The sequence below is a fragment of the Coprococcus sp. AM14-16 genome (genome assembly GCF_003434675.1).
Taxonomy (GTDB): Bacteria; Bacillota; Clostridia; order Lachnospirales; family Lachnospiraceae; genus Coprococcus; species Coprococcus aceti.
The window spans coordinates 335,444-352,177 of record NZ_QTLL01000001.1 but is presented as its reverse complement, the minus strand read 5'-3'; the positions used below and the strand labels follow the sequence as shown (position 1 = coordinate 352,177).

Here is a 16,734-nt window from a genome sequence, read left to right as displayed (position 1 = left end):
CCTTATGATCACTCTTTTCTTCTCAGTATAATACCGGTCTCAAGCTCCTTATCAAGCTTCACCCTCAATTTCTGCTTTGGATGCGGCGCGGAGTCCATACTGTTTCCTTCCTCGTCGTATATCGCCTGAACCTCGCACTCTATATTTGTTCCATCAAAGCCCATGGCTTCAAGCTTCTCTCCCACCAGAAACTTATTCTTCTGCTCAAAGCATACACAGCCATCCGGGGTAACCTCTCTCACAGTTCCAATATACGTATAGTTTTTTACATATGTGTTATTATCATATATCTGTGATTCTGAGTCTGTCTTCCCGAAATAAAATCCCGTTGTGAACTGCCTGTATGTGCATTTGGCTATCTCTCTCTTGTAGTATTCCATGTTTGCTCTGTACTTCTCTTCTGACTCCATATAATCATCTATGGCTTTTCTGTAGGTTCTGGCAACGGTCGCCACATACAGAGCAGTCTTCATACGCCCCTCTATCTTGAAACTGTCTATTCCGGCTTCCATCATCTCCGGGATGTACTCTATCATGCACAGATCCTTGGAGTTAAATATATATGTTCCTCTGTCGTCCTCGTTGACAGTCATATACTCTCCCGGTCTGGTCTCCTCGACGATGGAATACTTCCATCTGCACGGATGGGTGCACGCACCATGATTCGCATCCCTGCCTGTGAAGTAGTTGCTGAGAAGGCATCTTCCTGAATATGATATGCACATAGCGCCATGGATAAATGACTCTATCTCCATATCGTCCGGTATGTTTGCTCTTATCTGTGATATCTCCGCAAGGGACAGTTCTCTGGCAGACACAACCCGCTTTATGCCGTGGTCATACCAGAACTTGTATGTCATGTAGTTCGTGTTGTTGGCCTGTGTGCTTATGTGTAATTCCATATCCGGCATAGTCTCCCGAGCTATGGTAAACACGCCCGGATCGGATACAAGAACAGCGTCCACACCTGTATCTTTCAGCTCGCCAAAATAAGCTCTTATTCCATCCAGATCATAGTTGTGTGCAAATATATTAGCTGTCACATACACCTTGGCATTATGTGCATGGGCATATTCCACGCCCTGTTTCATCTCTTCTATGGAAAAGTTGTCTGCTTTCGCTCTGAGGCCAAATGCCTGTCCGCCTATATACACTGCGTCAGCTCCATAGTCCACGGCCACCTTGAGCGTGTCCAGTCCGCCCGCCGGGACAAGAAGCTCCGGTTTCTTATCTCTCATATCGTTTCCTCCAACCATTTTTCGTTTATTTCCTGATACTGAGGCTCATTCCATCCCCTATATTGAGTATGGCCGTCTCCAAATGTTCATTGTGGGTGAGCTCGTACAGGTATTCTCTCATCCTTGAATGTATCGTTCTGTTTCTTCTGGTAACTGCAAATCTGCTCTCAAGGACATCTCCGTCCTGAAGCACGTTGTCGCAGAGCAATACCCCCTTTGGAGCAAGCAGCCGTATAGCCTCCGTGAAAAAATTGCCATACTGACCCTTAGCTGCATCCATGAACACCATGTCATAGCTTTCTGTCATCTCTGGTAATATCTCCAGTGCATCGCCCTCAAGCAGAGTAATCTTGTCTGAAGCCCCGGCTCTGACTATATTCTTCTTCGCCTCTTCTATTCTCGGCTGATAATTCTCTATAGTTGTTATATGTGCGTCATCATCCAGAAATCTACTCATAAAAATGGCAGAAAAGCCAATGGCTGAACCTATCTCAAGAATCTTCTTCGGCCTGTTCATAAGAATCAACATCTTGATGAACTCTCCAGCCTCTCGTCTTATGATAGGTACCCTGTTCTCTTCTGCCTCTCTTCTGATCGAGGTCACAACCTCATCGTAGTCTGTATTGAAGGAATTGATAAATGACGCAAGTCTTTCATCACATACCATAATTATCCTCTCTGTCTATTACTCGGCACTGTCCTCGCTGGAGGAGTCATCGCTGTCGTCTCCGCTGCTATCCCCCGAGGAACTCTTGCCATTTCCCGTTATGATCTCTATTATCTCCTGATTTGTATCGCTCGGTGCTATCTGATATGTACCAGGCTGGATATCATCTGCATATCCGCCTATTCTGACCTTCAGAATAAAAGCGTATTTGTCCTTGATGACCTCCGCCGTCTTAAGGGAATCCGCCACGTCAAGAAGCGGCTCGTCCTGAGTTATCTGTATAGTTGCCTTCCGGTTGCTGCCCGGATCCGCAGCCCTTGTGGCAAACACCTGATACGCAAAATCATACGAGTATGAGAAAGCCTTTACCAATATAAATAAAATACATACATTGATGAATAGTCCAAAAAGGAACCTCAGAATCTTCTTCATACTTCTAGCACTATCTAAAGCCATAATCGTTATTCTCCTTGTTCACAAATACATCCCAGCCAGCGCGAATCACCGGGCGTCCTCATCTATGATATCGAAATCAAGATCGTCCGCTATCTGTTCATATACAAGCTTCATCATTCTCACCAGCTTCTGCTCCGCCCTGATAAAGTCATTGACTATAGTATCATGGACTATGGAGTCATATTCCATGAATAGATTATTAACTTCATCATATGGATTGTCAAGCATTTCGTTATTCTGTATTTCATAATTTTTCTTACGAAATTCCATGAGCTGCTGAAGTTTTTCTGGTTTCTGTCTAAGTTTATCCTTGCAATACTGATAATTCTTGTAGACATCAGAATCCTTGATGCACGCATTCAATTGTCTGCTAAGTTCCAATGTATCTGTCATTTTCTCACCCTTCTACACCTCTGTGATTATAGGAAGGATCATAGGGCTTCTCTTTGTCCTCTTCCAGAGGAACTCTCCCATGTCATCCTTTATCACGGATTTGATCTTACCCCAGTCTGTCACGCCGCGGCTCAGGCATCTGTCGAGAGCCTCCTGACATGTGATCCTGCAGTCTTCCATAAGTGTCTCAGACTCCCTGACGTACACGAAGCCTCTTGACACTATATCCGGCCCTGCAACAAGCTGGTTGCTGTATCTGTCCAGGGTCACAACTATGATTATGAGGCCATTCTGTGACAGAAGCTGTCTGTCTCTGAGGACGATATTTCCAACATCTCCAACTCCAAGTCCATCCACAAATACTCCCTGTGCAGGAACCTTGCCGACAACGTCGAACTTCTCCTCACCGATCTCAAGAACATCGCCTGTGGTCATGATCTTGACATTCTCCTTAGGGATTCCCATCTCAACTGCAAGCTCTGCATGTCTCTTGAGGTGTCTATACTCACCGTGGACAGGTATTGCATATTTCGGTCTTGTGAGCGCATATATAAGCTTGAGCTCCTCACGGCAGGCATGGCCGGATACGTGTGTATCCTCAAATATAACGTGTGCACCCTTCGCCTCGAGCTCATTTATAACCTTGAATACCGCCTTTTCATTTCCCGGTATAGGATGTGAGCTGAAAATGACCACATCACCAGGCTTTATGGCTACTTTATTGTGTATGGATGCAGCTATACGTGACAGCGCAGCCATGTTCTCTCCCTGACTTCCCGTGGTGATGAGAACAACCTTCTCATCCGGGTAGTTCTTCATCTCGCTTATATCTATGAGTGTGTTATCCGGTATGTTGATATATCCAAGCTCGGACGCCGTGGTGATGATGTTCACCATGCTTCGTCCCTCTATGACAGCCTTTCTGCCATACTTGTAAGCTGAATTGATGATCTGCTGTACTCTGTCAACGTTGGATGCAAATGTCGCTATGATGATCCTGTGATCCTTGTTGTCGTTGAACAGGTTGTCAAATGTTCTTCCCACTGTCTTCTCTGACTGTGTGAAGCCCTCCTTCTCAGCATTTGTCGAGTCAGCCATGAGTGCAAGCACACCCTTCTTGCCGAGCTCAGCAAATCTCTGAAGATCTATGGTTCCACCAAATACCGGTGTGTAGTCTATCTTGAAATCTCCGGTGTGGACAATAAGTCCGGCCGGTGTGTATATGGCAAGGGCCGCCGAATCTGCTATGGAGTGGTTTGTTCTGATGAATTCCACTCTAAATGCCCCAAGATTTATATTCTGACCATACTTTACAACCTTTCTTCTGGTGTTGTTCATAAGGTTGTGTTCTTTCAGTTTGTTCTCTATAAGACCCATGGTCAGCTTGGTCGCATAGATCGGCATGTTTAATTCTTTCTCAATGTACGGTATGGCTCCTATGTGATCCTCATGTCCATGGGTAACCACGAGTCCCCTGACCTTGTCCGCGTTTTCCTTGAGATAGGTGACATCAGGAATTACCAGATCGATTCCTAACATGTCGTCCTCAGGGAATGCCAGTCCGCAGTCAATGACTATGATAGAGTCCTCATACTCTATCGCAGTGATATTCATTCCAATCTGTTCCAGACCGCCCAAAGGAATGATCTTCACTGTCTCTTTATTATTCTTATTCAATTTTCTTATACCTCCAAATTTACGTCCTCAAGCAGCTCGTCAAATATCTTGATGACCGCCTCTAATTCATTTTCATCTTCCACAATATCGTATGCTGCCATCTCTTCCGTATCAGCTCCGTTGTTCTCGCGAAGGATAAGGAATGATTCATCATCCGCCTTGTCTATAACGAACAGATAATTCACGCCGCCAAGTGTGGTCTGCTCCACAACCGAGAATTCCACTTCTGTTCCATCTTCTGCTTCAAATATGATACTGTTGTCCGTCTTCCTGTTCTCTGCCATATAAACCTCTTAATACTTCTTCAGGCGTACACAAAACAAAGGCAGAAGGTCTGTGTCTATCACAGACTGCTGCACTTCGCATCAAGATAGTTCTGCAGTATGACCGCAGCCGCCATCTTGTCTATGTACGTCTTCCTGTTCTCTCTTCTCACTCCGCTGTCCATAAGGATCCGCTCTGCCTCCACAGTGGTAAGGCGCTCATCCCACAGAACAACCTCAAGTCCTGTTCTGCGCTCAAGATCCTCCTTGAATGCCTGGGTGGCCTCGCATCTGTCTCCCTCTGAATTGTTCATGTTCTTCGGGTAGCCAAGCACTATCAGCTCTATGCGGTCGCGCTCTCCTGCCGCTCCATACTCTTCAAGTATGGCTTCTATGCGGGCAAGTGTCTGTCTCAGCTTGTTCGCCGACTTTCTCTCTATCGTCTCCAGCGGCTGGGCAGTCATCTTGAGCGGATCGCTCACGGCAACTCCCACCGTCTTGGTTCCATAGTCAAGTCCCAATATTCTCATACTATTCTTTTCCTTTACACGAGGTTATTCTTGATATAGTCCTCAAGTAAAACCTCAATGATCTCGTCTCTCTCCACCTTCATGATCAGGCTTCGCGCATTCTTGTAGCTTGTGATATATGTCGGGTCACCGCTCATTATGTACCCAACAACCTGGCTTACCGGATTATATCCTTTCTCGGTAAGTGCATCGTATACTTCTCCAATTATCTCGCGTACGTCCACTGTCGCGTCCTTGATTGGAACAATATTCTGTGTACTTTCGTTATTCATCAAATCACGTCCTCATCTTGTTATTATCTCATGAGCCAATTAACATTCCTATTCTAATATAAAAAACTACAAAAGTAAAGGAAGGTTTCCCCCATTTTGGGTATATGTCACATACACAAAGCTGTTCACAAAACTCTCCGGCATGGATATGTCGCCCACATCTATGAGTATATCCATGTATCTCTCCGTATGTCCCCTGAGATATGTCTTATTGTTCTTTTTTACAACCTCTTCCACCAGAACTTCAAGCTCACAGCCCTCAAACTGAGATTCATACGCAGTCTTGTTGTCATGGGCAAGCTTAAGCAGCACATCGCTTCGCTCATTCTTTATCTCAGGGGCAACCTGCTCTTTCATGGCGGCAGCGACTGTTCCCTTTCTCGGAGAATACTTGAATATATGCATCTCATACAGATTGAGCTCCGTCAGATATCTGACAGTCTCTGCAAATTCTTCCTCAGTCTCTCCCGGGAAGCCCACTATCACATCCGTGGTGAGTGCAGGGGACTTATACGCCTTTCTCAGCATGTCACATTTTTCAAAGTATTGCTCGCAAGTGTACTTTCTGTTCATTCTCTTGAGCACTGAATCACAGCCGCTCTGCAGGCTCAGATGGAAGTGTGGACATACTTTCGAATTGGATGAAATTCTCTCCACAAACTCCTCTGTTATTATCCCCGGCTCAAGTGAACCAAGCCTTATTCTCTTGATTCCTTTGATTTTTGAGATAGCCTCTATAAGCTCTATAAGTGCTCCCTCATTATTCTTATCTTTGCCATATGACGATATGTGTATACCGGTAAGCACAACTTCTTTTATTCCTGCCTCCGCAAGCTCTGATACTTCTGCAAGGATCGCCTCCTGGCTTCTGCTTCTTATCCTTCCTCTTACATACGGGATTATGCAGTATGAGCAGAACTGATTGCAGCCGTCCTGGATCTTGACATATGCCCTTGTGTGTCCCACAGGGACATGGCCGCCCATCTCCTCGTACTCAGTCTCTCTGGATATATCCACGAAGTATTCCATGGCTTCATGATCTTTACCCGGGGCATTTTTTCCATTGTTTCTCACATTAATATAATCATTAACTATTTCTGTGATACTTTTCTTCTTATTGTTGCTTATTACTATATCTATAGCTTCATCCTGCTCGAGAATCTCTCTGGCTGACTGCACATAGCATCCTGCGGCTATCACTATTCCATCAGGATTCATCTTTCTGGCTCTGTGAAGCATCTGCCTTGATTTTTTGTCCGCAATATTGGTCACAGAACAGGTATTTACTATATATATATCTGCTTTTTCGTCAAATTCCACTATATTTGCACCGGCAGCCTTCAGCATGTCGAGCATGCTGTCAGTCTCCGCCTGATTGACTTTGCAGCCAAGTGTTGTGGCAGCCACAGACATTCCTTTTAGCATGTATTTTACACTCCTTATATTGACTTTTGTATTCTATAAAAATATAATAATGACAGTACATAAAAAACTTACAAGGGTTAGGAGGACTATTTATGACAGCAGTTAAGATTTCTTTAAACTCAATCGATAAGGTCAAGAGCTTTTGCAATGACATTGCGAAATTTGACGCAGAATTCGACCTTGTATCAGGACGTTACGTAATTGACGCCAAGTCAATCATGGGTATTTTCAGTCTTGATATCTCAAAGCCTATCGAACTTAACATTCATGCAGAGAGCGGTATCGATGAGATCATGGCTACTCTGAAGCCATACCTTGCAGAATAATCATATTTCTGCCCCGTATGTTATATGGATCTGATAATCAAAGAGATGCTTATTATGAAGCATCTCTTTTTGTTGTCTTTTATCACTGTTTTATATTGTTTTACTGCTTTGCGCGACACATAACGACCTCTGCCGTATCTACAGCCTTGCGGTACAATGGCTCGATGATTCCGTTAAGCTTTGCCTCCGACTTCTCTATCGCAGATAGAACCGGATGTGTAACCGGATGCTTTGCAACAAATGTCGTACAGCAATCCTCGTATGGCAGTATAGATGTCTCGTATGTTCCGATCTTCTCTGATATGTCTACTATCTCCTGCTTATCCATACCTATACATGGTCTGAACACCGGCATGGTGCTGACCTGGTTGATAACGTTCAGGCTGAACACAGTCTGGCTTGAAACCTGGCCTATGCTCTCTCCTGTTATCGTACACTGACAGTCATTCTTCTCAGCCAGCTCCTCCGCTATCTTGATCATGTATCTCTTCATGATGATCGTAAGCTCCTCATGAGGACAGTTGTCGTATATTGCCATCTGTACATCGGCAAAGTTGACAACATGGAGTCTGATGGCTCCTGAGTAGTCGGCCACAAGACATGCCAGATCTATAACCTTCTGCTTTGCTCTCTCGCTTGTGAACGGAGGTGCGTGGAAATATACTGCCTCCACAACAACTCCTCTCTTGGCTATCATATATGCCGCAACAGGGCTGTCTATACCGCCTGACAGAAGTGCCATTCCTCTGCCGTTCGTTCCAACCGGCAGTCCTCCCGGGCCAGGTATGGTGATCGAATAGATATATGCTACCTTTCTGATCTCCACATTGATTATCTCCTGAGGTGAGTGCACATCCACTGCAAGATCAGGGAACGCCTCAAGGAGGAAATGTCCAAGCTCGGCGCTTACCTCCATGGAAGTCATAGGATATGTCTTGTCATTTCTTCTGGTGAACACCTTGAATGTGAAGTTCTTTCTGTCGTATGCCTTTTCAACATAATCTATTACCTTCTGCTTGAGGTTCTCAAACTCTGTGTTCTCCTCAACCACAACAGGGCATATTCCAACAATACCAAATACCTTTCCAAGGGCATTTACCACATCCTCATAGTCGTAATCCGACTTGCACTCAACGAATATTCTTCCCTGCTCCTTGCGGATATAGAAATCTCCGTAAGGCTTCAGCTTTCTGTTGATGTTCTTGCAGAGTATGTCTTCAAATATATATCTGTTCTTTCCCTTTGTGCCTATCTCGGCATACTTTATCATAAATGCCTTGTACTGCATATTTCCTCCTATTTCTTCCTCACATATCTTCTGAGTATCGGTAAAAGTTCCTTGCAGCACTCGACTGCATAATCTATCTGTTCCATTGTATTCTCCGGTGAAAAACTGAATCTCAGTGTGGACTCAAGCTTCTCAGGTGGCAGACCTATGGCCTTCAGCGTGCTGCTTGTGGAATGTTTATTCGACGAACATGCTGAACCGGATGAGACATATATGCCCTTCTCTTCCAGAGCATGAAGCATGACCTCACTTCGCACTCCCTTGAAGGTTATGCTGGCTATATGGGGTGCATCCTCGGAATTACTGTACACGTCGTCTATCTGTGTGAGTTCATCTATAAGATGTTCCTTGAGTTCTCTCATGTGCGCTACATTTGCATCGAGATCTCTGTAGGTCATCTCGGCAGCCAGTGCCATTCCGGCTATTCCCGGTACATTCTCTGTTCCTGACCGCATTCCGCCCTGCTGGCCTCCACCGTATATCACAGGCTTGACCTTGACTCTGTCCTTTATGAACACTGCTCCAACGCCCTTTGGTCCGTGGAATTTATGGCTGCTTATGGACATCATGTCTATTCCCATACGCTTCGGGTATATCACATATTTGCCAAATGCCTGTATGGCATCCACATGGAAGAGTACATTCGGATTCTTCTCCTTTATGCGTCTGGCAATATCCTCCACCGGCATGACAGCACCTATCTCATTGTTGACGTACATGACTGACACTATGATCGTATCGTCATCTACCTCATCTACCAACCGGTCAACATCTACCACGCCATCACTTCCGGTCGGGATCCTGACAACATCAAAGCCCATATCCTCAAGGAATGTCAGCGGACTGCCGACTGACGCATGCTCGACTACAGTTGTGATGATCTTGTTGCCCGCTCTCCTGTTGGCAAGTGCTCCTCCTATCAGAGCCATGTTGTTGGATTCTGTTCCACCCGATGTGAACACAATCTCCTTCGCCTGAACCTTGAGCAACCTGGCTATCTTATCCCTAGCATCGCTCACGTATCTGGCCGCATCCACACCCTTCTGGTGCAGTGATGACGGATTGCCATAGTCCTGTTCCATTAACTTTACCACAAGATCTCTCACCTCCGGATAAACCGGGGTGGTCGCTGAATTGTCAAAATATGCTTCCATGTTGTCTTCCACCATTCCGAAACCGATATACGTCCGGCTTCAAGCTTCTTTCTTTCACTAATCTCTACAATATTGTTCTAATTGTCCCTGTCGGCACTGAACATGATGATCGACATAACCGCCAGTCCGGCCGTCTCAGTGCGCAGTATCCTGTGTCCAAGAGTTATACATTCCGCCCCGGCCGCCATTGCCTGTTCCACTTCTTCCCTGGCAAAGCCACCCTCCGGGCCTATGAATACCCCCAGACTTCTGCGGGCAGAGGACGGTGCTGTCACATCAGCGATGATCTGTCTGGACTTTGCAAGTCCCTCCGCCTCCTCATATGGAATTATATTCATATCAAGAGTCTTCGCCATCTCTATCGCCTGTGCAAATGTTACCGGCTCCGTGATCTCAGGGACGATTCCCCTTCCGGACTGTTTTGCAGCAGACTCCGCTATGATCCGGCATCTCTCGGTCTTCTTTGCAGCCTTCTTCGCATCAAGCTTCACTATGGTGCGCGCAGTGAATACCGGAACTATCCGGCAGACACCGAGCTCCACCATCTTCTGTACTATAAGATCCATCTTATCCGACTTCGGATATCCCTGAAATAGGGTAACCTCCACTGGAAGCTCTGCAAAGTTATCATTCACATCCTCGACGCGGCACAGAACCTCGTCTCTGCCAAGCTCCGATATACTGCACGTATAATCTCTTCCTCTGCCGCTACTGACAGTTATCTCCTGACCCACTTTAAGGCGGAGAACGTTCTTTATATGGTTAACGTCTCCGCCTGTTATGCTTATATCTGTTCCTATATCTCTGCCATCTACGTCTACAAAGAATCTGTTCATATTTGATTATTTCCTCTCACACGCTGGTTCATACATGCTTTTTTGCGACAAAGCTTACCCAGTCATTCATGTAGACAGTATCTACGATATCGAAGTTATTGTCAAGAAGAGCCTGTCTGACCTCATCCTCTTTTATGTTTATAATGCCCGATGATATAAAAATACCATCATCCTTCATAAACTTCTGAACTACAGCCGACATTGGAATTATAACGTCTGCAAGGATATTTGCAACTACTATATCATAATTTGCGCCTATTGACTCTACCAGTTTCTGGTCCTCAAGGACATTTCCGCACTTGAATTCCACAGCCTCGGCAGGAATATGGTTCACATCTCTGTTCTCTCCCGCCACATCAACAGCGATCGGATCTATGTCTATACCGAGAACATGCTTTGCACCCAGCTTATTGCAAACAAATGACAGGATACCGCTTCCGCTTCCGGCATCGAGTATCTCATCTCCATCCTTCATGTACTTCTTGAGCTGGCCTATGCACAGTCTCGTCGTCTCATGGGAACCTGTTCCAAATGCTGTTCCGGGATCTATCTCAATAACTATATCCTCGTCCGTTGCATCCTCCGGCACTTCCTCCCAGGTTGGCTTGATGATGATATTGTCATACAGTCTGAATGGCTTGAAGTAGGCCTTCCAGTTGTCTCTCCAGTCCTCTTCCTTCGTCTCACTCTCGGTTATCTTGCCTGTTCCGACAGGAAGAAACTCTGACAGTCTCCTGATCTCTGCAGCCACCTTATCCTTTATCTCCTGCACGTCAAATGTATCGTCAAGGAAACAGGACACCTTTGCAGTTCCATCATTTTCCGGCATATCATCCGGCAGGAGATCGACAAACATCGTCTCCATCTCCTCCTCAGTGAGGGGAATATTATCTTCTATCTGAACACCCAAAACGCCTTCCTCTTCGAGGAAGGCGCTTATGAGGTCTTCAGCTTCACATGTTGTATCTATTGTGAGCTTCGTCCATTTCATATATTTTATACCTACTTTTTCTTTCTTCTCTTGTGATCGCCAAATGTAAATGGTCCTGCTGAATCTGTTGCAGGTCTTGTCTCTACAAGTGTTGCCTGCTCATACTGGTTTAGGATCTTCTTCTGCTCCTCTGTGAGCTTCTCCGGCACCTGTACAACAAGTGTTACATAGTGATCGCCTCGCTGAGTTGGGTTCTTGAGGTTAGGTACTCCTTTGCCCTTCAGCTTTATACGTGTATCTGTCTGTGTTCCTGGTGGTATGGTGTAATCAACCTCTCCTTCGATGGTGTTGATCTTGATAACTCCACCAAGTGCTGCCTGTGTAAATGTGATAGGCTCTGATGAATACAGATTGTACTCCTGTCTCTGGAAGTTTGGATGACGATCAACAAGTATGGTAACTGTAAGATCTCCTCTCTCACCACCGTTGATACCAGGCTCACCCTTTCCTTTGATTCGGATGTTAGTACCATTGTCTACTCCTGGTGGAATAGCTATCTGTATCTTCTTTCTGCTCTTTACATATCCTGTTCCTGCACAGTTGCTGCACTTGTATCTGATGATCTTACCAGATCCACTACAATCAGGACATGTCTGAACATTACGTACAACTCCAAAAAGTGACTGCTGTGTTGTCACTATCTGGCCCTTACCGCCGCACTTGCCGCAGACCTCAGGCTGGTGTCCCGGCTGTGAGCCGGTTCCCTTACATACATCACACTCATCCTTCAGTGGGAGCTCAAGCTCCTTCTGGGTTCCGAATATAGCCTCCTCAAAGGCTACTCTGATGGTTGTCTTGATGTTTGCGCCCTTCATAGGACCATTTGTATTTCTCTGACGGCTTGCGCCACCGAACATATCTCCAAATATATCTCCAAAGATATCTCCCATGTCCGCGAAGTCAAATCCACCAAATCCGCCGGCACCGCCGCCGTTCTGGTCGAATGCTGCATGGCCAAACTGATCATACTTTGCACGTTTCTCAGGGTCACTGAGGACTGAATAAGCTTCAGCTGCTTCTTTGAATTTCTCTGCAGCCTCTTCATCACCAGGGTTCATATCCGGGTGGTATTTTTTTGCTACCACTCGGTATGCCCTTTTGATCTCGGCTTCAGAGGCTCCCTTGGTTACACCAAGGACTTCATAATAATCGGTCTTTGTCTCTGCCATAGCCTTTACCTTTCATCCTCTATATATTAAACCTCTGTGAAATCTCCATCTACAACATCGCCATCTGAGTAATCAGGTGTGCCTGCGCCTGTTCCTGCGTTTGCTCCAGGACCGTTCTGCTCATAGAGCTTTGAGAACAGGTTCTGTGCGCTCTCCATCAGCTTATCCTTTGCAGCCTTGATCTTATCTACATCTGCATCGCTCATATTCTCTGCATCTGTGCTGTCTATTGCTGCTCTTAAGGAGTCAAGATCTGCCTTTACGCCAGCCTTGTCAGAGTCTGAAAGCTTATCCCCTACCTCACCGAGTGCCTTCTCTGTCTGGAATGCAAGTGCATCTGCCTCATTTCTTGCCTCGATGCCTTCCTTACGCTTCTTATCCTGAGCCTCGTACTCTGCTGCTTCCTTAACTGCTCTATCGATATCATCATCTGAAAGTGATGTTCCTGATGTGATAGTAATGTGCTGCTCTCTTCCTGTTCCGAGATCCTTTGCTGATACATTTACGATACCATTTGCATCGATATCGAATGTAACCTCGATCTGTGGAACTCCACGTCTTGCTGGAGCGATACCATCAAGTCTGAATCTGCCAAGACTCTTGTTGTCCTTTGCGAACTGTCTCTCACCCTGTACTACGTTGATATCAACGGCATCCTGATTATCCTGTGCTGTTGAGAAGATCTGGCTCTTCTTTGTAGGGATTGTTGTATTTCTCTCGATAAGGTGAGTAGCTATACCACCCATTGTCTCGATTGAAAGTGTAAGTGGTGTAACATCCAGAAGAAGGATCTCGCCTGCACCGGCATCTCCGGCAAGCTTACCACCCTGGATACAAGCACCGATAGCAACACACTCATCAGGGTTGATTCCCTTGAATGGCTCCTTACCTGTAAGTCTCTTAACCTCTTCCTGTACTGCGATGATACGGGTTGAACCACCGACAAGAAGTACCTTGTCAAGGTCTGCTGCTGTAAGTCCTGCATCAGCAAGTGCTGTGTTAACAGGTCCCTTTGTTCTGTCTACAAGATCTGCTGTAAGCTCATCGAACTTAGCTCTTGTAAGGTTCATATCGAAATGCTTTGGTCCATCCTGGTTTGCTGTGATGAAAGGAAGGTTGATATTGGTTGTTGTAGCTGATGACAGCTCCTTCTTTGCCTTCTCTGCTGCTTCCTTTAATCTCTGCATAGCCATCTTATCGCCTGAAAGGTCGATGCCCTCTGCCTTCTTGAATTCATCAAGCATATACTGTGTAATTGCGTTATCGAAGTCATCACCACCGAGCTTGTTATCGCCGGCTGTTGCAAGAACCTCGATGACACCCTCACCGATCTCAATGATAGATACATCGAATGTACCACCACCTAAATCGTAAACCATGATTCTCTGCTCCTGCTCGTTGTCAAGACCATATGAAAGAGCTGCTGCTGTAGGCTCGTTGATGATACGCTTTACATCAAGACCTGCGATCTTACCGGCATCCTTTGTTGCCTGTCTCTGTCCATCTGAGAAGTAAGCAGGAACTGTGATAACTGCCTCTGTAACCTTCTCTCCTAAGTATCCCTCTGCATCTGACTTCAGCTTCTGAAGGATCATTGCTGAAATCTCCTGTGGTGAATACTTCTTGCCATCTATCTCTACTCTGTAATCTGATCCCATGTGACGCTTGATAGATGAAATTGTCTTATCTGCGTTTGTAACTGCCTGACGCTTTGCAGGCTCACCTACTACTCTCTCTCCTGTCTTCAGGAAACCTACTACTGAAGGTGTTGTTCTCATACCCTCTGAGTTAGCTATAACTACAGGCTTACCACCTTCCATAACTGCTACACATGAATTTGTTGTACCTAAGTCAATACCTATAATCTTACCCATTGTCTTTTCCTCCTAGAAAAAAATTTCATGATTGATTTAATTTGCAACCTTTACCATGCTGAATCTCAGCACCTGATCCTTGTACATGTAACCCTTCTGCATCTCTTCAACGATTACATTCTCTTCGTAGTTGTCATCCTCTACATGCATCACTGCATTGTGGAATGTAGGATCAAACTGTTCCCCGGCGCAATCCATAGGCTTTACACCTATGCTTTCCAATGACGTCATAAGCTGCTTATATATATTTGCAACTCCCGACTCGAATGGTCTGTCCTTATCCTCATCAGGAATGGCTGCCATTGCTCTCTCAAAATTGTCTACCACAGGAAGGAGCTTCTCAAGAACTCCCTTTGCACCTATGTCGTACAATTTGCCTGACTCTTTTTCATTTCTCTGGCGGATGTTCTCACACTCCGCAAGAAGTCTTGTGTACTTTGTCTCTGCATCCTTGCAGCGTTCCTTGAGCTTCTCGTTCTCCTCACGAAGAGCCTTGCCTCCACGTCTGTTCTCCTTTGCAACATGCTGTGGCTTTGCAGCCTCTGCCTGCTCCTCCGGAACGTCAACGGTCTCATCGATCTTGACTTCTGACTCAACGCCATCCTTTATCTCTGCTGAAGCATCTCCAACTATGGTCTCGGCTGCTGTCTGCTCTGTCTTAACCTTCTTGTCGGATGCAGTACTGTTATTGCTATCAGCCATTACATATCCTCCTATTCATCGTTATAATCTTATCTGTCTATCCATTGTTGTTAAATATGTCATCAAGCTCCCCGGTGAGTTCCTTGAGCATGCTCACAACTTTCTTGTAATCCATCCTCTTCGGTCCGATTATTCCTATCGTTCCTTTTGCGCCCTCCGGCATCTTGTATGTTGCTGTTACAAGGGAGCAATCCTTCAGGTTTTCATCGCTGTTCTCCTGTCCTATCAGGATCTGTATGTCGCTGTCCTGCTGGATCACATCCTCCACATGTTTTGCAAATTCTTCTTTGTCCTCTATGTCTTCCAGTGTTCCGAGCAGCTTCTCTGCGGATGACGTGTTCGCCAGCTCAGGGTACTTGAGTACATTCGTTGCTCCACTGGTATAAACCTTGAGATCATCGGCCTCATGGATCGCCTCCATGATTCCCTGGAATATCGTCTCAAGGATCTCTGCATATTCACCTGCCTGAACCTTCATGGTCTGTATAAGTTCAAGATTGATATCCTGAAGTGCCGCGCCCTGAAGGAAGGTATTTAGCAGAATATTAAATTTTAAAATATCTTCATTCTTCAGGCTGTACGTCGTCTTGATCAGCTTATTCTTGACTATATTGCCATCAACCATGATGACCGCCAGCAATGTGGCCTCATCAACCTGTGACAACTGGATGAACTTTACTGTGTTGTTGTACTGTGGCATCGTAACCAGTGTTGCGTACTGTGTGTTCGCCGCAAGCACCTTTGCCACCTGCTTGAGAAGCTTCTCGAGCTTATCAACTCTATTCAGCAGATTCTCTCGCTCTGTCTGATCCTCTGCTTTCTCTTCATCCCTGTCTGCCATGATGCTGTCAACATAAAACCTGTAACCTGCATCTGTTGGAACTCTTCCTGCCGATGCATGTGGCTGGCATATATAACCCATATCCTCAAGATCTGACATCTCATTTCTTATGGTAGCCGGGCTGACATTCATATCGGCCAGCTTGGAAATGGTTCTCGATCCAACGGGCTCTCCAGTCTCCAGGTAATTCGAAACGATCGCTTTTAGAATTCTGACTTTTCTCTCGTCAAGTTCCATACTCTCATTCCTTTTTGCTTTTAGTCTTATTAGCACTCAGCATATCCGAGTGCTAACCACTAAACATAATCTAACACTGCCGCCCCCTTTTGTCAACAAAATAACGAATGTTTTTGTGTTTTTTTTATGTTTTGAAGGACGGTCGTGCCAGCCTTTGGAATGACGGGCACAGCCTGCAGCTGCCATATGCTCAATCACGCTCATCTTACCTTGCTTCGGGATTTCTTATATGCATGCGGCTTCGCAGGCAATAAGGACGTCTGCCTGCTCCGCCTTAGCAAAGAAATCCCGAAGCAAGGACGCTTTCGCTACCGATTGAACATATGGCAGCTGTAGGCATGCTACTGTACTTACGAATTAAAGGCTGGCACTCAGAGTGTCTTCCATATACATGT

18 protein-coding genes are annotated in these 16,734 nt (G+C 45.7%); 1 reads left to right on the top strand and 17 read right to left on the bottom strand.

The genetic code is table 11. The features are described 5' to 3' along the window. Positions 1–8: 8 nt before the first annotated feature. The 9 genes from DW159_RS01700 to mtaB all read right to left on the bottom strand — a co-directional run bounded on the left by DW159_RS01700 (position 9) and on the right by mtaB (position 6,921). Positions 9–1,238, bottom strand: coding sequence for a peptidase U32 family protein (locus DW159_RS01700; RefSeq protein WP_117549407.1), 1,230 nt, complete (start codon positions 1,236–1,238; stop codon positions 9–11). A 25-nt stretch (positions 1,239–1,263) separates the two neighbouring features. Then, entirely contained in the window at positions 1,264–1,905 is a 642-nt protein-coding gene (locus DW159_RS01695) for an O-methyltransferase (protein WP_117548739.1), read from the bottom strand. Positions 1,906–1,923: 18 nt separating this feature from the next. Beyond that, positions 1,924–2,361, bottom strand: coding sequence for an endolytic transglycosylase MltG (locus DW159_RS01690; RefSeq protein WP_117548738.1), 438 nt, complete (start codon positions 2,359–2,361; stop codon positions 1,924–1,926). A gap of 45 nt (positions 2,362–2,406) precedes the next feature. Further along, the gene (locus DW159_RS01685) at positions 2,407–2,754 is read right to left on the bottom strand and encodes a YlbF family regulator (RefSeq protein ID WP_015533125.1); all 348 of its coding nucleotides are present in this window, start codon (positions 2,752–2,754) and stop codon (positions 2,407–2,409) included. Between the two features lie 12 nt (positions 2,755–2,766). Next, complete coding sequence (locus tag DW159_RS01680; protein ID WP_022217240.1) at positions 2,767–4,431, bottom strand: ribonuclease J; 1,665 nt, start codon at positions 4,429–4,431, stop codon at positions 2,767–2,769. A gap of 5 nt (positions 4,432–4,436) precedes the next feature. After that, complete coding sequence (locus DW159_RS01675) at positions 4,437–4,715, bottom strand: DUF1292 domain-containing protein (protein ID WP_015533126.1); 279 nt, start codon at positions 4,713–4,715, stop codon at positions 4,437–4,439. Positions 4,716–4,774: 59 nt separating this feature from the next. After that, a complete protein-coding gene (ruvX, locus tag DW159_RS01670) occupies positions 4,775–5,224 on the bottom strand; it encodes a Holliday junction resolvase RuvX (RefSeq protein WP_015533127.1) in 450 nt (149 codons plus the stop codon). A 14-nt stretch (positions 5,225–5,238) separates the two neighbouring features. Continuing rightward, positions 5,239–5,496, bottom strand: a complete 258-nt coding sequence (locus tag DW159_RS01665; RefSeq protein ID WP_022217238.1) for an IreB family regulatory phosphoprotein — start codon at positions 5,494–5,496, stop codon at positions 5,239–5,241. A 66-nt stretch (positions 5,497–5,562) separates the two neighbouring features. After that, entirely contained in the window at positions 5,563–6,921 is a 1,359-nt protein-coding gene (gene mtaB / locus DW159_RS01660; RefSeq protein WP_117548737.1) for a tRNA (N(6)-L-threonylcarbamoyladenosine(37)-C(2))-methylthiotransferase MtaB, read from the bottom strand. A 92-nt stretch (positions 6,922–7,013) separates the two neighbouring features. Here mtaB and DW159_RS01655 point away from each other — a divergent pair, with 92 nt between their 5' ends. Further along, a complete protein-coding gene (locus DW159_RS01655) occupies positions 7,014–7,247 on the top strand; it encodes an HPr family phosphocarrier protein (protein ID WP_015533130.1) in 234 nt (77 codons plus the stop codon). Positions 7,248–7,347: 100 nt separating this feature from the next. On the opposite strand, the gene thiI is transcribed toward DW159_RS01655, so the two are convergent. The 8 genes from thiI to hrcA all read right to left on the bottom strand — a co-directional run bounded on the left by thiI (position 7,348) and on the right by hrcA (position 16,339). Beyond that, complete coding sequence (gene thiI, locus DW159_RS01650; RefSeq protein ID WP_117548736.1) at positions 7,348–8,535, bottom strand: tRNA uracil 4-sulfurtransferase ThiI; 1,188 nt, start codon at positions 8,533–8,535, stop codon at positions 7,348–7,350. Between the two features lie 8 nt (positions 8,536–8,543). Beyond that, positions 8,544–9,689 (bottom strand): cysteine desulfurase family protein, encoded by a 1,146-nt coding sequence (locus tag DW159_RS01645; protein ID WP_117548735.1) that lies wholly within the window; start codon positions 9,687–9,689, stop codon positions 8,544–8,546. A gap of 77 nt (positions 9,690–9,766) precedes the next feature. Further along, positions 9,767–10,525 carry a 16S rRNA (uracil(1498)-N(3))-methyltransferase gene (locus tag DW159_RS01640; protein ID WP_117548734.1) on the bottom strand — a complete coding sequence of 253 codons (759 nt, stop codon included), beginning with the start codon at positions 10,523–10,525 and terminating at the stop codon, positions 9,767–9,769. Between the two features lie 28 nt (positions 10,526–10,553). Further along, positions 10,554–11,516, bottom strand: a complete 963-nt coding sequence (gene prmA / locus DW159_RS01635; protein WP_022217233.1) for a 50S ribosomal protein L11 methyltransferase — start codon at positions 11,514–11,516, stop codon at positions 10,554–10,556. 11 nt (positions 11,517–11,527) lie between these two features. Beyond that, positions 11,528–12,685, bottom strand: a complete 1,158-nt coding sequence (gene dnaJ / locus DW159_RS01630; protein ID WP_055144029.1) for a molecular chaperone DnaJ — start codon at positions 12,683–12,685, stop codon at positions 11,528–11,530. 26 nt (positions 12,686–12,711) lie between these two features. Continuing rightward, positions 12,712–14,559: a molecular chaperone DnaK gene (dnaK, locus tag DW159_RS01625; protein WP_015533135.1), complete on the bottom strand. Its 1,848-nt coding sequence runs from the start codon at positions 14,557–14,559 to the stop codon at positions 12,712–12,714. Positions 14,560–14,595: 36 nt separating this feature from the next. After that, positions 14,596–15,261, bottom strand: coding sequence for a nucleotide exchange factor GrpE (grpE, locus tag DW159_RS01620; RefSeq protein ID WP_117548733.1), 666 nt, complete (start codon positions 15,259–15,261; stop codon positions 14,596–14,598). A 37-nt stretch (positions 15,262–15,298) separates the two neighbouring features. Then, complete coding sequence (gene hrcA, locus DW159_RS01615) at positions 15,299–16,339, bottom strand: heat-inducible transcriptional repressor HrcA (RefSeq protein WP_117548732.1); 1,041 nt, start codon at positions 16,337–16,339, stop codon at positions 15,299–15,301. Between the last annotated feature and the right edge of the window lie 395 nt (positions 16,340–16,734).